The 16013-nt window shown below is 33.6% G+C and carries 16 protein-coding genes; all 16 read right to left on the reverse strand.

Annotated elements, in window-relative coordinates; all coding sequences use genetic code 11:
• Entirely contained in the window at positions 1 to 1350 is a 1350-nt protein-coding gene (locus tag ABS764_RS04065; RefSeq protein ID WP_408080242.1) for a tetratricopeptide repeat protein, read from the reverse strand.
• Between the two features lie 32 nt (positions 1351 to 1382).
• Entirely contained in the window at positions 1383 to 2393 is a 1011-nt protein-coding gene (locus ABS764_RS04070; protein WP_408080244.1) for a sugar phosphate nucleotidyltransferase, read from the reverse strand.
• 84 nt (positions 2394 to 2477) lie between these two features.
• On the reverse strand, positions 2478 to 2912 hold the full coding sequence (gene dut, locus ABS764_RS04075) for a dUTP diphosphatase (RefSeq protein WP_408080246.1): 435 nt from the start codon (positions 2910 to 2912) through the stop codon (positions 2478 to 2480).
• Positions 2913 to 2949: 37 nt separating this feature from the next.
• Positions 2950 to 4419 carry a lipopolysaccharide biosynthesis protein gene (locus ABS764_RS04080; protein ID WP_408080248.1) on the reverse strand — a complete coding sequence of 490 codons (1470 nt, stop codon included), beginning with the start codon at positions 4417 to 4419 and terminating at the stop codon, positions 2950 to 2952.
• 304 nt (positions 4420 to 4723) lie between these two features.
• Entirely contained in the window at positions 4724 to 5584 is an 861-nt protein-coding gene (gene atpG / locus ABS764_RS04085) for an ATP synthase F1 subunit gamma (RefSeq protein WP_408080250.1), read from the reverse strand.
• A 73-nt stretch (positions 5585 to 5657) separates the two neighbouring features.
• Positions 5658 to 7235 carry a F0F1 ATP synthase subunit alpha gene (gene atpA / locus ABS764_RS04090; RefSeq protein WP_408080252.1) on the reverse strand — a complete coding sequence of 526 codons (1578 nt, stop codon included), beginning with the start codon at positions 7233 to 7235 and terminating at the stop codon, positions 5658 to 5660.
• Between the two features lie 37 nt (positions 7236 to 7272).
• Positions 7273 to 7806 carry an ATP synthase F1 subunit delta gene (gene atpH, locus ABS764_RS04095; protein ID WP_408080254.1) on the reverse strand — a complete coding sequence of 178 codons (534 nt, stop codon included), beginning with the start codon at positions 7804 to 7806 and terminating at the stop codon, positions 7273 to 7275.
• Positions 7807 to 7810: 4 nt separating this feature from the next.
• Complete coding sequence (locus ABS764_RS04100; RefSeq protein WP_408080256.1) at positions 7811 to 8311, reverse strand: F0F1 ATP synthase subunit B; 501 nt, start codon at positions 8309 to 8311, stop codon at positions 7811 to 7813.
• 123 nt (positions 8312 to 8434) lie between these two features.
• The gene (gene atpE / locus ABS764_RS04105; protein WP_026712861.1) at positions 8435 to 8626 is read right to left on the reverse strand and encodes an ATP synthase F0 subunit C; all 192 of its coding nucleotides are present in this window, start codon (positions 8624 to 8626) and stop codon (positions 8435 to 8437) included.
• 106 nt (positions 8627 to 8732) lie between these two features.
• The gene (gene atpB / locus ABS764_RS04110) at positions 8733 to 9893 is read right to left on the reverse strand and encodes a F0F1 ATP synthase subunit A (RefSeq protein WP_408080258.1); all 1161 of its coding nucleotides are present in this window, start codon (positions 9891 to 9893) and stop codon (positions 8733 to 8735) included.
• A gap of 117 nt (positions 9894 to 10010) precedes the next feature.
• Positions 10011 to 10403, reverse strand: coding sequence for a hypothetical protein (locus tag ABS764_RS04115; RefSeq protein WP_408080260.1), 393 nt, complete (start codon positions 10401 to 10403; stop codon positions 10011 to 10013).
• A gap of 37 nt (positions 10404 to 10440) precedes the next feature.
• Positions 10441 to 10671 carry an AtpZ/AtpI family protein gene (locus ABS764_RS04120; protein ID WP_408080262.1) on the reverse strand — a complete coding sequence of 77 codons (231 nt, stop codon included), beginning with the start codon at positions 10669 to 10671 and terminating at the stop codon, positions 10441 to 10443.
• Positions 10652 to 11041 carry a bactofilin family protein gene (locus ABS764_RS04125; protein ID WP_408080264.1) on the reverse strand — a complete coding sequence of 130 codons (390 nt, stop codon included), beginning with the start codon at positions 11039 to 11041 and terminating at the stop codon, positions 10652 to 10654. Before ABS764_RS04125 ends, ABS764_RS04120 begins: the two co-directional genes overlap by 20 nt.
• Positions 11042 to 11043: 2 nt before the next feature.
• Positions 11044 to 13665, reverse strand: coding sequence for a type IX secretion system periplasmic lipoprotein PorW/SprE (porW, locus tag ABS764_RS04130; RefSeq protein ID WP_408080265.1), 2622 nt, complete (start codon positions 13663 to 13665; stop codon positions 11044 to 11046).
• 87 nt (positions 13666 to 13752) lie between these two features.
• Entirely contained in the window at positions 13753 to 14448 is a 696-nt protein-coding gene (locus ABS764_RS04135) for an ABC transporter ATP-binding protein (RefSeq protein WP_408080267.1), read from the reverse strand.
• A 57-nt stretch (positions 14449 to 14505) separates the two neighbouring features.
• Positions 14506 to 15966, reverse strand: coding sequence for a DUF5687 family protein (locus tag ABS764_RS04140; protein ID WP_408080269.1), 1461 nt, complete (start codon positions 15964 to 15966; stop codon positions 14506 to 14508).
• Between the last annotated feature and the right edge of the window lie 47 nt (positions 15967 to 16013).

Consider the following 16013-nt stretch of genomic DNA (forward strand, 5'->3'; position numbering starts at 1 on the left):
TTACTTTTGTTTTTTTAATAATTCATTAGCCTTAGAAAAATAAAACTCTTTTTTAGAGGTATCCCCCAAACCATTATAGGATTCTCCTAACTGAATATAATAATTTATTTCTAATGTCGGGTTTTCTACTACATAATCCATGCCTGTTTCTAACATTTCTTTTGCTTTTTTAAATTCTTTCATTTGGTTATAAGCTAATCCGGCATAATAATAAAATTGTGGCTGTGTCGGATATAAATCTACCATATCAGAAGCAAACAGAGCTGTTTTTTGATATTCCCCGGATTGTAAATATACATCCAGCAAAAGTAAAGCTGTTTCAACATCAGCAGGGCTATTTTGTTTAAGCGCTAACTGATAGTATTTTATTGCCTTATCCCATTGTTTTTTATTATGATAATATTTACCTACTTCCTGACTTACATTCACATTTTTATCCTCATCAAAATACCCAATCGCTTTATCTAAATCAGCTGTAAATTGCGGGTTGCTATTGAGATAAATCAGAAATTCATTGAAAATACGGTGTTTTATTTTACTATCTATTTTAGAACTTGCCAGAACAATATTCATTGCTTTAATGGCTTTCTCGCTTTCATTTCGAACCAGATAACTTTTAAACAAACTCACTTGTGCCCATTCTGAATCCGGAATTTCCGTTTCTAACTGATGTGCTGTTGCCAGTACTTTTTCTAAATCATCCTTCTTAGAATAATAGTAAATAAGCGAAATATAATTTTCCTCTTCCTTTGGATACTTTTTAATTTGTTCCAGCAAGTTACTGATTTCCGCATCCTGATATTTCTCCTGCGATAAAATCTGCATTTTATAATTCTCTCTCCGTTCTGATTTACCAACGGTTTCATTTAATTCATTGATAAGAATCAGGGCTTTGTCAAATTCGCCCGTATTCATATAAAGCGATGTCAGATCTTCTTTGAATTTTTCATCCAGAGGAATCAGTCTGTTGATTATTTTAACCCCATCTTCATAATTTTTAGTGGCATAATCAACATCATACATCCCGATTAAAAACCACTTATTGGTTGGGTCTAATGTACTGGCTTTTTCAAAAGAAGAATAGGCATTTTTATAATCTTTTAAAGCCAGATAATTTTTACCTAATTCATGATAAATTGTTGCATTATCAGGTTCTAATTTCAGGCAACGTTCCAATGAAACAATAGCTTTGTCATAATTTTCGATAGCCTTTTGCTTTAAAGCTTCAAAAAAATAATCTTTAAATTTATTGTCTTCCAGCTTAATTTCTTCGGGTTCTGTTTGAGCCCATGACGCAGCCGGATTGCTGAGCAAAACGAACATTATCATTAAAGAAACAGCCTTTTTCATGATAAAAAATTAGACGATTTTATATCTCAAAATTATTCTAACACGGAATAATCCCCAATACTGATGCTTGTAAAATTACCATCGAAACTAGCGTGATTACCAATCATAGCATTGTCTAAATCAGCATTTTTAATATGAGCATGTGTTTGCACCAAACTATTTTTAATACTACTGTCAATCACATGACAACCATTTCCTAAAGATACATTAGGACCTACCGTGGCATTAATCAACACCACATTTTCTCCAATAAAACAAGGTTCGATGATGGTTGAATTTTCTGTTTTTATATTTTTAGAAACCAGGTTTTCTTTGTCTTCTGCAAGAAAAGCCAGCATTCTGGAATTGGTTTCCACCGTAACATTTTTGTTGCCACAATCCATCCAGGCACTTACTTCTCCGGTTTTAAAGATTTTACCGTTAGCCATCATGTTTTTAATACCATCATTAATCTGGTATTCACCACCGTTTTGGATATTATTGTCTAAAACGTTTTGTAATTCCTGTTTTAAAACAGCAATATCTTTAAAGTAATAAATTCCAATAACCGCCAGATCACTTACAAACTCCTGTGGCTTTTCCACTAATTCGATGATTTCATTTTTATCATTTAATTTAACAACACCAAAAGCTTCCGGATTGTCAATTTGTTTGACCCATATTACTGCATCAGCAGTTGGATCCAATTCAAAATCAGCTCGGATTAAGGTATCTGCATAAGCAATTACTGCCGGACCCGACAGCGAATCTTTGGCACACATAATCGCATGACCTGTTCCCAAAGCTTCATTTTGGTAATAAATAGTTCCTTTTGCTCCTAATTTTTCGGCAATAGCAATTAAATCCTGCTCGACTTTTTCGCCAAAACTCTCGTGAATAATAAAAGCAACTTCTTCAATTTCCTGATTTAAAACACCGGCGATATCTTCTACTAAACGGTGTACAATAGGTTTTCCGGCAACCGGAATTAATGGTTTAGGAATAGTCAATGTATGTGGTCTAAGTCTGGAACCTCTTCCAGCCATTGGAACAATTATTTTCATATTTTATTTATTGAAAGATTAAAAAATTGAAAAATTGAAAGATTAAAAAATCTTTCAATCATTGAATCTTTAAATTATTAAATTTTATTTTACTCCGGTACTTCCAAATCCGCCGGCTCCTCTTGAAGTTTCTGATAATTCTTCTACTTCAGTCCATTCGGCGCGCTCGTGTTTGGCAACGATTAACTGTGCTATACGTTCTCCGTTTTGAATCTCAAAAGCCTGATTGGATAAATTCACTAAAATCACGCCTATTTCGCCACGATAATCGGCATCAACTGTTCCGGGACTGTTTAACACTGTAATTCCGTTTTTAAACGCGAGTCCGCTTCTTGGTCGAACCTGAGCTTCGTAACCTATCGGCAATTCGATAAAAAGACCTGTTTTAACAATGGTTCTTTCTAATGGCTGTAAAGTTATCGATTCCGTTAAATTAGCTCTTAAATCCATTCCTGCCGAAGCTATAGTTTCATAGTTAGGCAAAGCATGCTGTGATTTATTGATGATATTAATTTTCATTCTTTTATTTTTATTAACGAACAAGTAAGCACTTATTCTACAGATTGTTTTTACGTTTAAGAATATTCAATAAAGTGGTTTTCTCATTATAATAAATAAAATAGAGAAACGAGAGTAACAGGGCAATTCCAACAAAATAATTTTGTCTGAAATAATAAAATGAAATTACCGAAAACAGAACAGACAATCCCAGATAACCACCTATTTTTTTAAAATCATAAGGAATAGGATAATATTTATTGCCCAGATAATAGGAAATCAACATCATACTTCCATAAGCAGCCAGTGTTGCAATTGCCGAACCCAAATAACTATGAGACGGAATCAATAAAAAGTTAAGTACTAATGTGATAATTGCTCCTACAATAGAAATATAAGCTCCAATATATGTCTTATCAATCAATTTGTACCAAACAGAAAGATTCGTATAAATTCCAAGACAGAAATTGGCCAGAATAATTAACGGAACTACTTTCATCGCCACCCAATAGGATTCGTCACGGATCATCAGCAATTTGAATAAATCAGCAAAAACGATAACGCTTAACATAATAAACGATCCAAAAATGACAAAATATTTTGTGACCATGGCATACGTCTGAGGCGCATTTTTATCCGAAGCATGACTAAAAAAGAAAGGTTCGATACCAAGGGTATATGCTGTGCGGTACAATACCATAAACAAACCTAATTTATAACAGGCGGAATATTCACCTACTGCATCTTCTGCAATATTTTTAGGTAATAATCGGTCGAGAAGAATTTTATCAAATTGTTCATTGATGGCAAAAGCGATTCCGGCAACCAAAATAGGCAACCCATAAACCATCATTTTTTTCCATAAACCAAAATCAAATTTCCATTTCAGAAACACATAATCAGGCGATAAAACCACAAAAGTCAACAAACTGGCAATAATATTTGCCAGAAAAATATAACCAATCTGAAAATTTTCTATATAAAAAGAACTGATTAAACCGGTAGGATTTACTGCAGATAACTTAGGCAGATAAATCAAAAATAAAACGCTCAACAGCAGGTTTACCAATACATTTCCAATTTTAATAATGGCATAAGTCATTGATTTTTGAAGCGCTCTTAACTTGGAAAACGGTATAATAACTAAGGCGTCTAATGCTAAAATCCAGATAGCATAACTAATGTACTGTGAATCAATTCCTGACCAGTCAGCTAAGCTCGTCCGGAATAAAAGTGCCGCAAATAAGAATACTAATGTGGTCCAGAAAATAGATACCATCGAAGTCTCAATCACTGTTTTCTTATTTTCTTCTTTATTATAAAATCTAAAAAAAGCCGTTTCCATTCCGTAAGCCAGAATCACATTGAAAAAAATCATCCAGGCAAATATGATAGTCACTTTTCCATACTCTGCTTTTGGAAGCAAATCGGTATAAAGCGGTACTAATAAGAAACTAAACATCCTGGGCAAAACCGTAGCTAGTCCGTAAATGGCTGTTTGTTTGAAAAGATTTTTATATAAACCCAAAATGATATGTCTTAATACTATTTAAAAAACAAAAATAACTAAATCTTTGGTTTAATTAACGCAGCTATGGAATCATTTGTTGCTCTTTTAAACAAGTTATTTTACAATAGTAACAAAACTTATTTTTTAGTTTGATACACACTATTTATAGTACTGAAACATCTGATGCAAATAATAAAAACAGGGTAATCTTTACAGATTTTGAAATTAAAATTATAAAAAAAACCTTTTGGATTTACTGTTCTTTACAAATGAAAAAAGTCCCGCAAATACGGGACTTTAAAATAATATTCTGAATAAATAACTATCCGTTTAAAGCTTCTGCTCCACCCACGATCTCTAAGATTTCGCTGGTAATTGCAGCCTGACGTGCTTTGTTGTATGTCAGTTTTAATTGATTTCTCAATGCAGTTGCGTTATCTGTAGCTTTGTGCATTGCCGTCATACGCGCACCATGTTCAGAAGCAAAAGAATCACGGATTCCTTTATACAATTGCATTTTTAATGATTTAGGAATCAAAGTCAAAACAATTTCTTCTTTTGATGGTTCGAAGATATAATCTCCGGCGGTAACATTTAAGTCTGATTTTACAGGCGCTAATGGTAAAAATTGTTCTGTCTGAACGATCTGAGTAGCGGCATTTTTAAACTGATTGTAAATCAATTCAATTCTGTCGTACTCTCCGCTAACAAATTTTTGCGTCAGTGTATCAGCAATAGCAGAAACATTATCAAAAGTCAAATTATCAAAAACCGTACTTTGGTTTTCAATAACTGTATTTGTTTTGCTTAAAATATCATTTCCTTTTTTACCTATAGCAAAAATATCCACTTGTTTTCCTGCATAATAGGCTGCACGGTTTTTAGCTTCTTTGATTGCATTTGTATTAAATGCACCTGCTAAACCTCTGTTAGAAGTTACCACTACAAGCAATACTCTGTTAATTTCACGTTGCGTAGTAAACTCTTCTCCAATTCCTCCCTCAAGAGTTGCAGAAAGGCTTTGTAATAATTCCGTTAATTTTTCGGCATAAGGGCGCATGGCTGTAATTGCATCTTGAGCTTTTTTAAGCTTGGCTGCAGATACCATTTTCATCGCCGATGTGATTTGCATCGTAGATGAAACGGAAGTAATTCTATTACGGATTTCCTTTAAATTTGCCATTTTTTATTAAGTAAATAGTAATAAGTGAATAGTGAATAGTCTAATTACTACTCCCTATTCACTATTCACTAGATTAGTTATATTTTGCTGAAACTTCTTTCGCTACAGTTTCGATTACATCTGTAATTTCGTCTGTTAATTTACCTGCTTTTAAAGCGTCAAGAGTTGGTCTGTGTTTTGCGTTTAGGAATTCTAAGAAATCTTTCTCGAATTCTTTTACTTTGTTCACAGGAACATTTCTCAATAAGTTTTTAGATCCGGCATAGATAATTGCAACCTGATCTTCAACAGTATAAGGATCGTTCAAACCTTGTTTCAGGATCTCAACGTTTCTTTTTCCTTTTTCAATTACGTTTAATGTAACTGCATCAAGGTCAGAACCAAACTTAGCAAATGCTTCCAATTCACGGAATTGTGCCTGGTCTAATTTTAAAGTACCTGATACTTTTTTCATTGATTTAATCTGAGCATTACCTCCTACACGAGATACAGAAATACCTACGTTAATTGCAGGACGAACCCCAGAGTTAAACAAATCCCCATCAAGGAAAATTTGTCCGTCAGTAATCGAGATTACGTTTGTTGGGATATATGCAGAAACGTCACCAGCCTGAGTTTCGATAATTGGTAAAGCTGTTAATGAACCTCCACCTTTAACGATTCCTTTGATAGACTCTGGTAAATCGTTCATGTTTTTAGCAATTCCGTCATCAGCGATAACTTTACAGGCCCGCTCTAACAAACGGGAGTGTAAGTAGAAAACGTCTCCAGGATAAGCCTCACGTCCCGGTGGTCTTCTTAATAAAAGAGAAACCTCACGGTAAGCCACAGCTTGTTTAGATAAATCATCGTAAACAATCAAAGCCGGACGACCTGAATCTCTGAAATATTCTCCAATTGCAGCACCTGCGAAAGGAGCATAAACTTGCATTGGAGCCGGGTCAGAAGCATTAGCAGCAACGATAACTGTGTAAGCCATTGCGCCTTTTTCTTCTAACATTTTTGCAATTCCTGCTACTGTTGAAGCTTTTTGTCCAATAGCAACATAGATACAAAATACTGGTTTACCAGCATCATAAAATTCTTTTTGATTTAAGATAGTATCGATACAAACAGTTGATTTACCTGTTTGACGGTCACCAATAACCAACTCACGTTGTCCACGTCCAACAGGGATCATAGCATCTACCGCTTTAACACCTGTTTGTAATGGTTCAGTTACCGGTTGACGGAAAACTACTCCAGGAGCTTTTCTTTCTAATGGCATTTCGTATAATTCTCCACCGATTGGTCCTTTACCATCAATTGGCTGACCTAAAGTGTTTACTACACGCCCTACCATTTGTTCTCCTACTTTAAGAGAAGCAATACGTTGTGTTCTTTTAGCAGTAGAACCTTCTTTAATACCAGTTGATGGTCCTAAAAGTACCACCCCTACGTTATCTTCTTCTAAGTTCAATACAATAGCCTCAAGACCATTTTCAAATTCTACTAACTCTCCATATTGTACATTCGAAAGCCCGTAAATACGAGCAATACCATCTCCAACTTGAAGTACCGTTCCTACTTCCTCCAGCGTAGCGCCAGATTCAAAACCTTCTACTTGCTTTCTTAATATTGCTGAAATTTCAGCAGGTTTGATTTCCGCCATCTTAATTTATAATTTAGACACTTAATGTGCAATAAAACTAGTTACTTAATTCTTTTCTTAATACTTGTAATCGGTTAGCGATAGAAGCATTATACTGCTTATCACCTATAGTTAAAATAAATCCTCCAATGATTGCAGGATCTACTATATTTTTAATAGTCACTTTTTTATCTGACAAAGATGAAATTTTAGCTAAAACTTTAGCTTCTAAATCAGCATCCATCGGGATAGCAGTAGTTACCTTAGCTACTTCAATTCCATTGGCTTCATCAAATAAATTAGAATAGGCTACTGTAATAGCTTCCAGAATTTCAAATCTTTTATTTTCAAATAATAAATGAAATAATCCTTTGGTTACGCCATTGATTGTAGCAAAAACTTCTAATAATGCTTTTTCTTTTACGTCAACACTTATTGTAGGACTCTGAATAAAAGTATTTAACTCAGCGTTTCCTTTGATTGTTGAAGCAATTGAAATCATATCGTTATTTACCTCTTTAGCCACTCCTATCGAATCGGCCATATTAAGGATTGCTTTTGCGTAACGAATTGCTGCTCTTGTACCTGCCATAATATTAGTTTAGCTTTACGTCACCTAACATTTTCTCAACTAACTTAGTCTGAGCTTCAGTATTAGATAATTCTTCTTTCAATAATTTCTCTGCAATGCTTAATGATAATGAAGAAACCTGCAATTTCAATTCAGCCATAGCTGCATTTTTCTCGCTTTCAATTGCTGCTTTAGCCTGCTCGATCATTTTTGCTCCTTGAGCTTGTGCTTCAGTTTTAGCATCAGCAACCATTTTCTCTTTCATTTCACGGGCTTCTTTTAACATCGTATCACGCTCTGCTCTTGCCTCGTTTAATATTCTTTGGTTATCAGCCTGAAGTTCCTGCATTTCTTTTCTGGCATTTTCAGCAGATTCTAATGCATTCTTAATTCCTTCTTCTCTTTCATTAACGGCATCAAGAATAGGTTTCCAAGCAAATTTTTTCAATAAAAATATTAATCCAACAAATATTAATACTTGCCAAAAAAACAAACCAAACTCAAACTGATTTATTAACTTTTCCATTATATATAATTCTAAGTTTTATATTCTAAATTTAATCTTATTGCAATGCTGCAATGTAATGTTTTAATTTTAAAAACAATAGTTACAACCAACCGTTGCAACTATTGCTTTTTTTAGTTTTAATTAAGCTGCGAATAAAGCCGCGAAACCAATACCTTCAATAAGTGCAGCAGCGATAAGCATAGCTGTCTGGATTTTTCCTGAAGCTTCTGGCTGACGTGCAATAGCGTCCATAGCAGAGCTACCAATTTTACCAATACCTAAACCTGCTCCGATAACGATTAATCCTGCTCCAATGATTTGTGGAATTTCCATGATATATATATTAAAAATTAAACATTCAATTTGATATTAGATTTTTGAACTTCTGATTTTAGATTTGCATTCTGAAATCTAATTTTCTGAAATCTGAAATCTTTTTTTAGTGATGCCCTTCTTCGTGGTGGTGTTCTTCAACAGCTGCACCAAAATAAAGCGCTGATAACATTGTAAAAATATAGGCTTGTAAAAATGCTACCAATATTTCAAGAATAGAAAGCACAAATGCTAATCCAAAAGACAAACTGCTTCCAATCCAGCTTTTAAAAATAAACATCAGACCTAAAATACTCATCAATACAATGTGTCCTGCAAAAATGTTCGCATACAAACGAATCATTAAAGAGAATGGTTTGATAAACACCCCTAACAATTCAATTGGAGCTAAAATAATACGCATTGGTTTTGGCACACCCGGCATCCAGAAAATGTGTCCCCAATAGTTTTTATTAGCTGTTAAATTAGTGATTAGGAAAGTTAAAAGAGCCAAAGAGAACGTTACTGTGAAATTTCCTGTAGCGTTAATTCCCAGTGGAGTTAAACCAAAGATATTTAAGAACAATACAAAGAAAAAGATAGTCAGTAAATAACTCATGTATCTTTTATAATGTTTTACACCAATGTTTGGGATTGCAATTTCATCACGAACATACAAAACTAATGGTTCAAAAATACGTCCGGCACCTTTAGCAATTCCTCCATTTTTAGCATATGATTTAGCTAAACTGGTAAAAAGGAAAAACATTAAAATTGCTGCTACTATAATTGATAATACGGTTTTAGTGATAGAAAAATCAATAGGACGGAAATTTTCAGGGTGTCCAGTTTCTTCATTCTCAGTAATTGTTCCTGAAGCATCTGTTTTGTAAATTTTACCATCATGGTGATTGATAGCATAATAGTTACCATTAGATTCGGCAACTTCTTTTCCGTGGTGGAATTTTGCAGAAGAAAATACCTGCAAACCATTATCCCATAAAATAACCGGTAATGGGAATCCCCAGGACTCTCCCGTTTCATCATCCTGAGTTAATGAAAAGTCATGAGAATCTAACACGTGGTGATTTATAAACGCTTTTATTTTAGATTTTACATCTGTTGGTTCAGCGTGAGCTCCTTCATGGTGGCTTTCAGCTACTGCTTCGTGAGTATCTGCTTCTTTACCATGTTCAGCATCAACTTCTTGATTTGCAAAACTAATCAATGGAAGACACGCTAAAAATGCTACTAAAATCAATCTAAGTGGTCTCTTTAAAATCACCATAATTACAAAATATGTTATATTTACGTTTCTAAAATTTGGCGCAAAGGTACATTATTATTTAATATCTAAAAGGATATAAAAACATATTTTTTTTTAACCCTCAATAAAGCCTTGTTTTTATTGCTTTTCGCTTAATATTCTTATGGTTACAATGGTTTCTAATGTCAAAAAAAGAATAAATAACGCAAAAAAACTCATTTTCTCCGTTGCAATATCGTATTGTTTCGTATTCAAAATTGGCCTCAAAAGCAAATAATAAACTCCTAATTTGATACTGGTTAACAATAAAAACGACATGCCTACCTGATCAAAATTACGTTCTTTTATTTTTAATAAAATCAAAATAATTCCCAATGAAAGAATAAAAAAGACAGCATACAATTTTTCCAATGTATAATAAAACACCTCCTGATTGATTTCGAAAATATAAAAAACCAGTTTGTGTATTATATAAGACAGCAATACTGCAACTGTTAAAAACAGAAATGACTTATAATTTTTTAAAATCATGCTTTCCTTTTTGACAACAAAAATACTTTCTGAAAAATTAATCTTTGTCTTTATTTATCTCATTCACCTGTCTTATCACGTTGTATAATGCTAAGAACACACCTACCATCACTAAAACCTTATTATAATATATTTTTGGATGGGGGTGATTTTCATCCAGCCAATTTCCTAAATAAGAGAACAGAAAAATAATTACTCCCATCTGGATGGGAATATTTATCAATGCGAGCCACTTAGCGGATTTTTTATTATTGGGTTTCTTTTCCATCAGTTAACAGCTTTACATTTTCTTTCATACTGCAGGAAGCACTAAAATCAGCTCCGGGTTCCACTGCCAGTTTGCCTACTGTCACCTCACCATAAATACTGGCTTTAGATTTTACATTTAATAATTCTGTAACCTGAATTACACCGTTAAATTTTCCTTCAATATCGGCATTATTACAACTTATATCTCCTGTAACACTTCCGGTGGGACCAATAACGAGTTTGCCCGCAGATTGAAAATTACCTATTAATTCGCCATCTAATCTAAAATCAGCTTTAGAAATAATATCTCCTTTTATCACAGTTCCTTCGACTATTCTGTTGGTTTTGCCTAAAAGTTCGGTATAGGGTTTCTCTTTTTTATTAAACATTGTTATTCTTTTTTTGCTTCTAAATACGAATTTAGATTTTTCTTGATTTGGATTATTTTATAATTTTCGTTCGAAATAATGATAGCCGGAGTGGCTATTTTATAAGCCGGATCTTCTTTTAAAAGCTGTGCTACGCTCACCGCATATTCCTGTGTTGTAATTCCCTGAATAATTACAAAACCTTCTTTAGTATCATAAGAATTGAAAGCTAAACTCAGTTTCTGAGCATTCTCAGCATTCATAAACTTAGTGATTTTTTCTTCAATGGCTTTTTTGTCATCCACAGCATCTAAAGCTAATGGATACACTATTTTCCAATGAGCTGATGTTTTAAAATCAAAATCCATTTTTTCTAATAACGGAATCTGTTCTGCTAAAATAGTATTCGCTTTTTTCCCTTCGTCAGAATTAGGATAATTATCAGCTACAAACTCTAATGCCTTTTTATAAGCACTTAATCCCTGTACTTTCCCGATAGCATTTGCTTTTAAAAGCTCTAATTTAGGCAGCACTTCTTCTCCCGAAAACTGATTAATTAAACCATCTATCTTCTCTAAAACAGCACCAAATTCCTCATTCGCATATTGCTGATATAATTTTTGATAAACTACATCAGGACTGCCTTCCTCGACAATTATATTTTCGTTTCCTAAAATTTTTGCGTAACGCGAATCGGGATATTGAGTTATAATTTTGTTTTTAAAAGATTCGGCTCTGTCTGCATCTGTAATCTGATAAATTTTATACAAATTATATAAAGCAGGGAGTACTATTTTTTCTTCAGGATGGTATCCTAACAACTGCTCTAATTTACTGGCAGCTAAATCATATTCTTTAAACTTTTCTTTATAAATCACACCTAACTGATAATAGGAATCATTACGTTCTTTCGCAATACTGTCAATTGCCGTTTTTGAAGTGGGAAGCTGTCCTAAATAAAAATCAGTCTGGTATCTTGGATTTACTTCTTTTTCCTTTATTGAATCCCGAGAAATTTCTTTTTGTGCGATTATTGAAGTATCTTTTGCAAAAGCATCATTAGTATTGATATTAGACGGAGAAGATAGTCTCCAATAACCGGAAGCTGTACGCTTTCCCCAGTTTTTCTTAAACGCCACTTTCCCAAAAGATACGGTAGTAGGATTGTAAAAATAAAAAGTATTATCCGCCTGAAGTGCGGTCATCGATGGTGGCGTAAATGCGGGTTTAGGCATTGCATTTCCATTGCCCGAAACAGCTACATCGGCAGTTGTAGCCAGACTGTTTCTCTCTATATTTTTTTGTTTCTCGGCTTCTTTTTCTTCTAAAATTCTTTGCGCTTCATCTTGTTGCTTTATTTTTTCAATATAAGCGTCAAAATAAGCCACTTTTTCGGATTCCGGCAATCCAACTACATGAAGAATACTATCATTTCTAACCGCTATAGCTTCATACAAAATAACTTCATCCAGATTTTTACGTACTTTTTCGATTTTTATAAATTCTCTGGTTTTTGGGTTCAGTTTTACTAATGTGCTGTCATAGTATTTTGCAGCTATGGGATAACTGGCTTTTTTAAAATACATGTCTCCAATATTTCTGTAATTGGAAGCCATTAAATAAGTATCTGTTTTAGCATGATCCAAAGAAGCATTGTAATATTCTAAGGCTCGTTCATCCCTGCCTTGTTTATCATAAAAAATGCCCATTTGGTGGTTTAAAACATCCAGAAAAGGACGATTTTCACGATTTTCCAAAAGTTTATGGTACTTTTCATCAAAAGCAAATTTATCGCCATTTTGATAATCAAACAGCTGTGCCAGTCTCACGTGAGATTGCATCATGTATTTCCTGTCTGCTTTTCGGTTCATCTTAATCACGGATTCATAATAAGCACCTGCCTGATCATTCTCTCCTTTTTCCTGATACAATTGTCCTAATATAAAACGGTATCTGGCTTTTTCATTATTATGTTTGCTGAAATTCACCGCTTTTTGCAGTTTGACAATGGCGCTGTCTTTTTCTTCTAAATTTAAAAATGCCGAAGCCAGAAGCGCATTGGCATCAGCCATAACCTGTTTTTCGAGTTGGTGCTCATTGAGCATCTTACTAATATTCTTTACAACTAAGGCATCATTACCCAGACGCATATTGGTTTTTTCCCGCCATATTTTAGCTTCATAAATTCTGCTGCTGTTAGGATATTTATATAAAATATAATTAAAAGCGTCCAGCGCAGGAATAAACCGTTTATCATAATAACGGGATTTTCCTAAAAGTAAATAAGCTTCGTCTATTTGCGAATTGCGTTCTCTTCCTCCAATATTCATCGAATGTTTCTGAATGGCTTTGGTAGCTTTTTCTTCGGCTTTAGCAAAATCAGCATTTTTAGTAGTATCAGCCACAACATCTTCATCAATGTTCATGGCTTCGACAGGAAGAGTTTCCCAAAAATCATCCTGATTACCGGCTTCAATTCCTTTGATTCCTTTGTCTAATGCTATTTGCCCGTTGTATAAAATATTATATTTTGTACTTAAAGCATGTGAATTTCGAGCCAAAAAAGTATTATTTCTGGTAGAACAAGCTACCAAAATACACAAACACCCTAATGGAATTGAATATTTAAATCTGTTGGTTTTCAATGATTCGCAGTTTTTATCATTAAACTTTTAAAAAGTTTTTTTAGTATAATGACTGGTAAAAATACTCTTTTTTTAAAATATAAAAACTTATACAGCAAAAAACGCTTCCAGTTCCTGTAATGTTTCTTTTGAAGTCTGAATGTCTTTTACAATTTCTCCTTTGTGCAACGCTACAATCCGGTCACAAACTTCAACTGTATGCTGTAAATCATGACTGGAAACTAATATTGTAACATCAGGATTATCAGCTAATTTTTTGATAATTTTTTTTAAGCGGCTTACTGTAGTCGGATCTAAATTAGCAAAAGGCTCGTCTAAAATAATTACATCAGGATTGCCAATAAGAGCGGCAATTATCCCCACTTTCTTCTGATTTCCTTTAGAAAGGTCACGCAGGTACTTTTTATTATTTAAAATTTCTCCGTTAAAAAAATCTTCGTGTTCATTAAGCAGTGCATCTACATCCGCTTTATTCTGATGACGTAAATCGCCTATAAAGTAGAAATATTCTTCCGGAGTTAAATAACCAATAAGAAAACTTTCGTCTAAAAAAGAAGCGGTAAACGATTTCCAGTCTTCACTTGTATTTACCTGAATGCTATTATTTTTAATATTTCCTGTTGATGGCTGAATCAAATCCAGTAACAAACTGAAAAAAGTGGTTTTTCCCGCGCCATTGTTTCCTACTAATCCAAAACTCTGACCTTTAGGAATTTCCAGATTACTGATATTCAAAACGGTAGTTCCGTTGTATTTTTTTGAGAGTTGATTTACTGCTATCATGATAATTTTTCAGATTATATTGTTATTAGAGGGAGAGACCGTAGGTAAAGTCACTAATTAATTTTTTTGTTTGTAAGCATTAATGGTACTGTATTTCTCAATTATATATCTCTTTTCAATAATTGAAAATACTTTATTTCTAAAAACAAATCCAAGAATTCCCGCTCCTGCAACTAAGGCTAATGCTATAGTTTTATTGCCAAAATGAAATCCTGCCCAATACAATAATAAAGGCAATAAAAGTTTGGGTAACGTTAACAGCATGGTATGGATATTGAAGGCTTTTTTATCACCAAAAGCACCGCTGTTACTGGTTAGGTCAATTGGTGTTTTTATGAATGCACCTCCTAGAAGCACAACATGCGAGTTGACCCCGATATTGTAGATTGCCCCCACAACAATGGTCAGGTAAGTTTCCAGTCCGTACAAAAGATAGAAGGAAGCCAGAATGGTTGAAATAAATGTAGCAATAACTATCAGCCACCATTTTGAAGTAATATAGCCGCGATAGGGAATATTTTGTGTCATCATTAATTGGTAATAGGAGCTATCCCAACTGGGTACAAATTGTCCAAAAACAAATAAGAATCCGCCCGAAACAAAAATACCTGCAAAAATATGCATGAAGTACGGCTGATGTGCCTTTCCGAAAAACAGCAATCCGTAAAATAAAAAAAGAACACTCATTAAAATAGTGGTTTTGGATCTTTTATTTCTCCTGATTAATTTGATATCATTTTTAAGAAATGTTCCTAAAACACCAAACTGATTCAGCCAGGTAAGATTTTCGGTCGTGGCAACAGTTTCTTTCTTAGCCAGTCCTGCATCTAAATATAAATTGTTACTAAAATATTTAAAGGTCAGATTATATAACACTATTAGTATTATGACCGGAATCAAAAACATCCATTTTGTTTCATAGATTCCTTGAAAAAACGGAGTTGTAAAAGTAGTAATATCAAATAAAGCGTAATACTGAGCCACAGCTAAACCCACAATCAGTGTGCTGAAAACAATACATAATTTATCGATATTACTCAGAATGATATTAACAAAATTATTGATGTACACCAAACTCAGGCAAGCCAGAAACCATAACACAATCCCAGTTATATCATATCCTTCTATCACAAGAACAATTGAAAAAGGCAGAAAAAAAAGAAAATGGATCCAATTAAAGAAAGACAAAGCCGTTTTCCCTAAAGAAAAATGAATAATTGTTGGTTTTTTGAAAGGTAAAATCAAAAGCGGTTTTATATTCAGAACCGGAATTTTCTGCATGAATAAACGCATTATCAAATCCAACAAAAAATAATAAATCAAAAATTTATTGATAGTCGCCAGAGGTTCAAGATTACTCTTTTTTAATATATAAAAAGCCCCAACTCCAATTGCGACAAAAAGGACTGAAAAATAAGCTACCAGAAAACCTATTATAATTTTCATCACTAAATTAGTACCAAATGAGGCTGACCTTATAAAAGCCTTCCATTCGAGATAAATAAATTTTTTAATCATGGTTATTTGATTTTTTGGTTGCGTACAAAATCAAATGTAAGAAGATA

Origin of the sequence: Flavobacterium plantiphilum, from assembly GCF_046000495.1 — a bacterium.
Lineage (GTDB): Bacteria > Bacteroidota > Bacteroidia > Flavobacteriales > Flavobacteriaceae > Flavobacterium > Flavobacterium plantiphilum.

What these genes read in the sequence shown, in the direction of transcription:
- ABS764_RS04065 (WP_408080242.1), bottom strand. Translation starts at nt 1,350, where the DNA reads ATGAAAAAGGCTGTTTCTTTAATGATAATGTTCGTTTTGCTCAGCAAT.
- ABS764_RS04070 (WP_408080244.1), bottom strand. Translation starts at nt 2,393, where the DNA reads ATGAAAATAATTGTTCCAATGGCTGGAAGAGGTTCCAGACTTAGACCA.
- dut (WP_408080246.1), bottom strand. Translation starts at nt 2,912, where the DNA reads ATGAAAATTAATATCATCAATAAATCACAGCATGCTTTGCCTAACTAT.
- atpG (WP_408080250.1), bottom strand. Translation starts at nt 5,584, where the DNA reads ATGGCAAATTTAAAGGAAATCCGTAATAGAATTACTTCCGTTTCATCT.
- atpA (WP_408080252.1), bottom strand. Translation starts at nt 7,235, where the DNA reads ATGGCGGAAATCAAACCTGCTGAAATTTCAGCAATATTAAGAAAGCAA.
- atpH (WP_408080254.1), bottom strand. Translation starts at nt 7,806, where the DNA reads ATGGCAGGTACAAGAGCAGCAATTCGTTACGCAAAAGCAATCCTTAAT.
- ABS764_RS04100 (WP_408080256.1), bottom strand. Translation starts at nt 8,311, where the DNA reads ATGGAAAAGTTAATAAATCAGTTTGAGTTTGGTTTGTTTTTTTGGCAA.
- atpE (WP_026712861.1), bottom strand. Translation starts at nt 8,626, where the DNA reads ATGGAAATTCCACAAATCATTGGAGCAGGATTAATCGTTATCGGAGCA.
- atpB (WP_408080258.1), bottom strand. Translation starts at nt 9,893, where the DNA reads ATGGTGATTTTAAAGAGACCACTTAGATTGATTTTAGTAGCATTTTTA.
- ABS764_RS04115 (WP_408080260.1), bottom strand. Translation starts at nt 10,403, where the DNA reads ATGATTTTAAAAAATTATAAGTCATTTCTGTTTTTAACAGTTGCAGTA.
- ABS764_RS04120 (WP_408080262.1), bottom strand. Translation starts at nt 10,671, where the DNA reads ATGGAAAAGAAACCCAATAATAAAAAATCCGCTAAGTGGCTCGCATTG.
- ABS764_RS04125 (WP_408080264.1), bottom strand. Translation starts at nt 11,041, where the DNA reads ATGTTTAATAAAAAAGAGAAACCCTATACCGAACTTTTAGGCAAAACC.
- ABS764_RS04135 (WP_408080267.1), bottom strand. Translation starts at nt 14,448, where the DNA reads ATGATAGCAGTAAATCAACTCTCAAAAAAATACAACGGAACTACCGTT.
- ABS764_RS04140 (WP_408080269.1), bottom strand. Translation starts at nt 15,966, where the DNA reads ATGATTAAAAAATTTATTTATCTCGAATGGAAGGCTTTTATAAGGTCA.